This is a genomic window from Moorena sp. SIO2C4 (genome assembly GCF_010672485.1).
Lineage (GTDB): Bacteria > Cyanobacteriota > Cyanobacteriia > Cyanobacteriales > Coleofasciculaceae > Moorena > Moorena producens.
Genome location: NZ_JAAHGN010000384.1, coordinates 1 through 6,511, shown reverse-complemented (window position 1 = coordinate 6,511; position 6,511 = coordinate 1). Strand labels below are relative to the sequence as shown.

Genomic DNA, 6,511 nt, shown 5'->3' with positions numbered 1-6,511 from the left:
CACTTACAGGCAGAAGTTGAATCCCTCTGGCAGCAGCAGCAACTACTTAAGCAACAACGGTTGGTTTTGAGTTGAACAAACTTCGCGGCATTTGCCCACCAGATCTAAAAGTAGGGTGGGCAAAGTTAATGGCTCTAGAATTCTCACAATAACCAAAGGGCATTTGCCCACCAGATCTAAAAGTAGGGTGGGCAAAGTTAATGGCTCTAGAATTCTCACAAGAACCAAACGGTTTTTGCCCACCCTACAAGCTAAAAACTTTCTGTTTATTGAGCAAGAAAAACTCCCTGCTCCCTGCTCCCTCCTCCCTGCTCCCTATTCCCTGTTCCCTCCTCCCCGATGCATAATTCGACCCAAAATTAAAGCAGTGACCGCACCAAATCCAACACCAACCAAAACATGAAATAGCACAAACCAGAACGTGTAAGTCAAGCAAGGCTGGAGTTCAGCTCTAGGGCACTTTTCTATCGATACATTCGGGTTGAGTTTGATCAAGATCGCTTCTAGAGGTTTAGCATCGGTTTGGGAAGAAATACCACTGACCGCTAAACCAATACCGACCGAGGCAATCCAACGTTCTAAACTTTTTTCTCGGGCTTGATCAGCCTTCTCCTTATCTCTAAGGGCTTTTTCCAAAGCCCGATCCCTTTCTGCCTGGTCAATTTCTACAATGCCTCGGATACTACCAAGCATCTGGTCAAATAGTTGCTGACCGGGTTTGAGATAATTCAGGTTGGTTTGAATCTGTTTTTGAAACTGCTTGGTTCTTTGATGGAGGAAGTCTTCTAAAAACTCGATATTATCGTATTTGAGACTAAATTCACGAATTTTTTTCAGCCATGTGTCATAGTTGCTGGCATTGGTAGCGATCGCAGTTTTGTGATCCTCCATGTCTCGCAGATAACCAGCATAGTCAAAGGTCTTTAGTGGCATCTCCGTCAGTTTCTGCTTCAGTTGCTCTAGCCTTGTTTCTGGATCCCTTGGCAATTCCTTGAAGCCTTTAACCTCTTGTTCCAGTTGCCCATAGAGTCCTCTAGTTTGGCGATAACACCAACGGGCTTGATCATAAGCAAACAGGATTTTACTGCGACAGCACAACAGATTAAAAAATGACAAAGACGTCTTTTCAACCAGGTTTAAGGTTTCTGGGTGACGGTTTAACCAGACCAGAAGGTGACATTGCTCCGTTGGTTTCTCCTTACCATTGTCATAGGCAAAAATTGGGCTACCAAATAACTGCCCAGATGCCATAAACTGCGGTTTTTGGTCGTTTCCCTGGAAAAAAGCATCCACACAGGCATCTGCTAACTTTCTATCCTCCTGGGGAGTGCCCACGGGTTCCCCATAGAGCACTAAGGTTTGTCCCAAGGAAGGTTGAATGTTGCTGGCTAGCAGGCACCCTTGGGGATTTAACCGACTAAATTGACTGGCTGGAACGGTGACATTTTGGTAATACAGAGTTAGGTCAAGGGCATAGGTGTCATGAATTTTAACCGGATAGACCTCTACTGTCAGGCCAGAGCCTTCTATTTGCAGTGGTGGCGTATAGATTAAGCGACCATGATCAGGTAATAGTTCTATGTAACGGCTTGCGATCGCTGTTTGGCTTGGAAAGGATTGTATTTTTTCCGGTAAAGATTTCAGCTCTGGGATAGCTAGGGGTTCGCTGAGGTTAGCACAGTGTTGCCACAACTGATCCGCATCCTGTCGGAACTTTCCTGGTTCTTGACTTAAGTCTTGGCAGAGATGAAACGCATAAAGGGTGACGCTGGGGTTTTTGATTCGCAAGGCGCTGTCAGTCATCAGCCTTTGGGAGTGTTGGGTTTTTCGGTTTCTTCCGTAGAACTCTTGCGGAGAGCATTGAGTAGTTCTTCTTTCACGTTCTTTTCATAGTCAGCTTTGGCTTCAGGAGTGGGGACAGTGCCTCCAATTCCCTTCTCACGAATTGGTTCATCATCTGGGAGACTTCTACGTACTTGCTGCAAAGCCCCATTAATTTCTGGTCGTTGTTTGCACCAAGCCAAGATAAATTCTGAGATTTTTTCAATATCTTCTGGAATCTTCTCTGCGAGAGTTTGTCGGTCTTGAGTGTTAATTAGTTCTGGAGTATTTTGTAGTAATTGGATAAACGCATTGACGTTTTTTTGTGCAAATTTCATTTTAAATATCCCAAATTTAATAATTACTATAAACTCTAGCAGTCGAAGTAAAGCTTAAGACATCTTCTGCTCCCTGCTCCCTGCTCCCTGCTCCCTGCTCCCTTTCAACTAAAAGACTATATCCTAAACTATACTTCCCTTGCTATATTAGTTACCAATGGCAACGAAAGCTGCCCAGTGGTAGGGGTTTTGAAAAGGTTTTTCCATAGAACCCAGCTTATAAAAAGTGTCATCTAACTGTGCTTGGTGATTCAGACTCAAGGGCAAATGGCTTGCCCACTCCTCTAATTCTTCTTTAGTACTATCCCGCAGCCATAGTTGGGCTTGGTTAAGAGCAACTGCTAAAGACATCTGCTCTCGCAGATTCTGATAAAATTTAATCATTAACAATGCCGTGGATAAATCCTTTACCTTCCACAAGCTACTAACTACTGCTGGACTCCCCGCCACTAGGAAACCACTGGGTAACCCAATGTATTCATCGCTGATGTTGGTGTAATCAATCAATCCGGTTTCACAAGCAGAAAGGGTGACCAGGCGACATTGTTCTAATTGTAAATCAAAGACTTCATCGATAGTCAGACATTTCTCTAGGTCAAAGATTTCCTCCTCACTTATCCGTAAATAGCGCTCCGAATTGGGTTCAGCAGAGGTCGATTTATGGGCATTGGCCAGAATTAGAGCGGATTTCCGTGGTTCTTGGTAATTAAAGTAACCGTGACAGCTAAAATGTAAACAGTGGTAACTGTTGAGAGGTTTGCTATTTATGGCGGCTTTCGTGGCATCTTTTTCCACAAGAATTTCTGTATCTGGTGGGGGATTGAAGTAGCCTTTAACTACGTCTACCTCGATAGGAGTGTAATCTAAATCACCACTGGGGTTTTGAACCGCAAACAGGTGGGTAAACTCTTCTGGGCGTTTTCTGGTTTGAACAAGTTGCAGTAGTTGACAGCTAGGGGCGTAACTTACCCCTGCTGGAAACCGCTCCATGATAATTTTAGGGTTACCTTCTCCCTGCTGACTGGTAATCGGTAAGGCATGAAGGGGGAATAAATGTAAAAACCGATGGGGGATTAAAATTAAGCGATCGCACTCTGGGGGGATTTGCTGAATGATGTCATCAATGAGTAAAATTTGTGCCAGGGAATGTAGACGGGTAGTAAGGTGCTTTTCGTAATGGTATTTTTTGGTGGAGTAGGCTTTTAAATATCCATTTGCCCAATCTACCAATTTATCTAAGTCTTTTAACTGAGAATACCAAACTAGATTACGGGTGAAGACGAACGTGACCAGCTTATTCCGTGTAATGTAAAACTCGACAATGGCAGTGTGGTGATCCAACTTGTTCTGAAATTGCTCAAACTGAAAGCCAGAAGCAATGGGGAAATAGCGGTTTTTTAATTCATTATGCTGCTGTCGCAATCCTTGAATACGTTTTGCTAAAGCTGTTGTTTTTTTAGCTTTGCCATTGTGAATTTGCTTTTGACCTCTGGCTATTTTATTTCTGTATTTTTTTAGTTTAGTGACAACATTTGCAGGAAAGATGCTTTTCAATTCACGGCTGATAATCTCTTCAACTATATAGCGATTTTTGCTTTGTTCAGCATAATCCAGTGCTTCAGTAATCTTACCTAAGTCTACGCAAACTTCTACCATTATCCTATAAAGTTTGTTCCATTTTTCACGGTGTCTGCGCTTGCTTTCCTCTCCAGAAACCATTTCCTCCTGCAAAGATTCTACCGTAGCAATGGCAGAGTTAAAGGTTGTGTAAGCTAAGAGAGACTGCTGACTGTCTTGGTAAGCTATCCCTAGTTGGAACAAAGTGTCAGCATGGTCTTCGGGAAAAGCCTCACGGGTGCGTACTTCTAAAGCCAATTGGTAGCAAGCGATGGCTTTTTCTAGGTTTTGTGCCTTATGACCTATGATTCTGTCACCGTAAGCATTACCGAGATTATATTGTGTCGTTGCCCAATCATAAGGAAATGCCTCAAAGGTTCTGACTCTTAGAGCCTGTTGTAAACAAGCGATGGCTTCTTCTATATTCTCTGCTTTCTCACCTTTGATTCGCTCACCGTAAGCAGCACCGAGATTAGTTTGTGTCAATGCCCATTTTTCAGGAAATGCCTCAAAGGTGCTGACTCTTAGAGCTTCTTGGAAACAAGCGATGGCCTCTTCTATATTCTGTGCTTTCTGACCTTTTATTCGGTTCTTGTAAGCAACACCGAGATTATTTTGTGTGGATGCCCAATCATAAGGAAATGCCTCAAAGGTTCTGACTCTTAGAGCCTGTTGGAAACAAGCGATCTCTTCTTCAATATTCTGTGCTTTATCCCCTTTTATTCGGTCTTTATAAGTAAGACCGAGATTAGTTTGTGTCGATGCCCATTTTTCAGGAAAAGCCTCACGGGTGAAAACTCTAAGAGCCTGTTGTAAACAAGCGATCGCTTTTTCTATATTCTGTGTTTTATCCCATTTTATTCGGTTACAGTAAGCATTACCGAGATTATTTTGTGTCAATGCCCAATCATAAGGAAATGCCTCAAAGGTTCTGACTCTTAGAGCCTGTTGGTAACAAGCGATCGCTTCTTCTATATTCTGTGCTTTCTCTCCTTTTATTCTGTAATAGTAAGCAAGCCCAAGGTGGAATTTAGTATTTGCCCAATATTCAGGAAAACCTTCACGGGTGCATACTCCTAAAGCTAATTTGTAGCAAGCGATCTCTTCTTCTATGTTTTCTGCCTTCTGACCTTTTATTCTGTAATAGTAAGCAATACCAAGGCTGAATTGAGTCATTGCCCAATCAATAGGAAAAGCTTCACGGGTGCGTACTTCTAAAGCTAATTGATAGCAAGCGATCGCTTGTTCTATATTCTGTGCTTTCTCTCCTTTTATTCGGTTACGGTAAGTAATACCGAGATTATATTGTGTATTTGCCCAATTACTAGGAAATGCTTCACGGCTGAAAACAGTTAGTGCGACTTCATAGCCAGTAATGGCAATTTCAATAGTGCTGGCTTTTTCACCCAAGGGGAATTGCTGAATTAGATTGCTGAAAAGGAAAATAACTGCTGCTACGTATTTTGCTTGATCTGCTTCCGCTTCCACCAGCTTACTTGTTGCCCAAGCCCGCAATTTTTCTGCTAAAGTCTGATTAAGTTTGTCGATATTTGCTTCCAGTAATTTCTCAACTACCTGCTGATCACCATTACTGTCTGCAATTGCTTGTAGCACCTCTAAGAGAAAGTCAACTTGGCTATCAGATGTATTGTCAGCCATTGCCATCCACTGCTCTACAATAGTTATTCAAAAAATAGACTTATTTAAAGCACCCTGGATTTATCAATCTTCATATAAAACCTCATAGATTATAGCATTTCTAAGAAGTCAGAAGTCTGAAGTTAGAAGTCAGAAGTTAGAAGTAGAGTGGGCATCCTGCCCGCCCGTCTATTCCATATCAGTAGAGTCGGCATCCTGCCCACAGCTCTATTCCATATTCAGTAGAGTGGGCATCCTGCCCGCAGCTCTATTCCATCTCAGTAGAGTCGGCATCCTGCCCGCAGCTCTATTCCATCTCAGTAGAGTGGGCATCCTGCCCGCAGCTCTATTCCATCTCAGTAGAGTCGGCATCCTGCCCGCAGCTCTATTCCATCTCAGTAGAGTCGGCATCCTGCCCGCAGCTCTATTCCATATTCAGTACAGTGGGCATCCTGCCCGCCCGTGTGATCAATATCAGTAGAGTAGGCATCCTGCCCGCAGCTCTATTCCATCTCAGTAGAGTCGGCATCCTGCCCGCAGCTCTATTCAATATCAGTAGAGTGGGCATCCTGCCCGCCCGTCTATTCCATATCAGTAGAGTGGGCATCCTGCCCGCAGCTCTATTCCATCTCAGTAGGGAGCAGGGGAGAGGTTTGTTCACGAGGCTCTGAGGCTCAACCACCAGACTCAAATACTCAACGTTGAGACTCTGAGACTCGTCCACGATATTCAAATACTCGTCCACGATATTCAAATACTCGTCCACGATATTCAAATACTCGACCACGAGACTCAAATACTCAACGTTGAGACTCTGATATTCGTTCACGAGGCTCTGAGACTCAACCACGGTATTCAAATACTCACGGTCGAAGTTCAGATACTCGTCCACAAGGTCCAGATACTCAAGGTTTATATTCAAATACTCAAGGGAGAGGTTCAGAAGCCACTCGATCAGGTCTTGATAGCATGGCTTTTGAATGCAACACCTAACCGGATGTTACTTATTTGTTATAGCACTACCCATTAAAGTTAAGACATTGATACAAGCTGAAAAAGGTGCGACCCGTAGCGAATTAAATTCTTAATGGTAAGAA

Annotated in this window: 4 protein-coding genes; all 4 read right to left on the bottom strand. The window is 43.3% G+C overall.

The window, feature by feature from the left end:
- Positions 1–315: 315 nt before the first annotated feature.
- On the bottom strand, positions 316–1,803 hold the full coding sequence (locus F6K20_RS19640) for a hypothetical protein (protein ID WP_287295732.1): 1,488 nt from the start codon (positions 1,801–1,803) through the stop codon (positions 316–318).
- Positions 1,803–2,159 carry a hypothetical protein gene (locus tag F6K20_RS19635; protein WP_287295730.1) on the bottom strand — a complete coding sequence of 119 codons (357 nt, stop codon included), beginning with the start codon at positions 2,157–2,159 and terminating at the stop codon, positions 1,803–1,805. Before F6K20_RS19635 ends, F6K20_RS19640 begins: the two co-directional genes overlap by 1 nt.
- A 147-nt stretch (positions 2,160–2,306) precedes the next feature.
- Positions 2,307–5,441: a CHAT domain-containing protein gene (locus F6K20_RS19630; protein ID WP_502708849.1), complete on the bottom strand. Its 3,135-nt coding sequence runs from the start codon at positions 5,439–5,441 to the stop codon at positions 2,307–2,309.
- Positions 5,442–5,838: 397 nt separating this feature from the next.
- Entirely contained in the window at positions 5,839–6,336 is a 498-nt protein-coding gene (locus tag F6K20_RS19625; protein WP_287265095.1) for a hypothetical protein, read from the bottom strand.
- Positions 6,337–6,511: the final 175 nt, after the last annotated feature.

What these genes read in the sequence shown, in the direction of transcription:
- F6K20_RS19640 (WP_287295732.1), bottom strand. Translation starts at nt 1,803, where the DNA reads ATGACTGACAGCGCCTTGCGAATCAAAAACCCCAGCGTCACCCTTTAT.
- F6K20_RS19635 (WP_287295730.1), bottom strand. Translation starts at nt 2,159, where the DNA reads ATGAAATTTGCACAAAAAAACGTCAATGCGTTTATCCAATTACTACAA.
- F6K20_RS19630 (WP_502708849.1), bottom strand. Translation starts at nt 5,441, where the DNA reads ATGGCAATGGCTGACAATACATCTGATAGCCAAGTTGACTTTCTCTTA.